Source organism: Cognatundibacterium jejuense (assembly GCF_014284255.1).
GTDB lineage: Bacteria > Pseudomonadota > Gammaproteobacteria > Burkholderiales > Burkholderiaceae_D > Undibacterium > Undibacterium jejuense.
In genome coordinates, this window is sequence record NZ_JACOFV010000049.1 from 1 (window position 1) to 670 (window position 670).

General features: G+C 40.9%; 1 pseudogene. It reads right to left on the reverse strand.

What is annotated here, in order from left to right:
• Positions 1 to 551: 551 nt before the first annotated feature.
• Positions 552 to 670, reverse strand: a pseudogene (locus tag H8K32_RS20790) (IS30 family transposase); the annotation flags it as partial.

Below are 670 nucleotides of genomic sequence, written 5' to 3' on the forward strand. Positions count from 1 at the left end.
TTGGAAAGGCTACCATTGCAACCATTCAGCCGCATCAGCGAACTACTTCCGCACAACTGGAAGCCTGCTCAATAAATCCGATCATCAATCTAAGGATCGGTCAACCTGTGTTGACCGGGTGCTTACTTTAAACTGTCTTTAATATTCGCTATAAAATCCTCCCATACCATACCATTACGCAGCAAAGTGTAGGACCGTGCACACTTCTCTATTTCATCGCTGATGTATTTTGCCCCTTTGCCACTACTAATCACCGCTGGTTCGCTTGCCACTCGATAATCTATTCCAAGCCTTGGACTACTCGCACAACAACTTATGGTTAAAATCATCCAGTACATTTTTAGGCCGCAATAACTGCGGATATCACTGAGGTGGTCATGGATAAAATCAATTCGCGATAAGCTATATATTGACTCATTCCGCACATTCTGTGCATTGTTTTAGCTAACATCAATTGAACTTGAGCGATCATAATTCTTACACCGTGCAAAGCCCAATTTCTTTGTCGGCCTTATTTTTATCTTTTCTTATCAATATAAAGGATCGCGAGTTCAATTTTGAAGTGCAAGCGTATTTTTGAAGAATACCTGATTGGGTGTAAGGTATCCTAACCTTTTTCTTGGTCGATTATTCAGTCTATTCATGGCGTGATCAATCTCCTGTTGTGTAA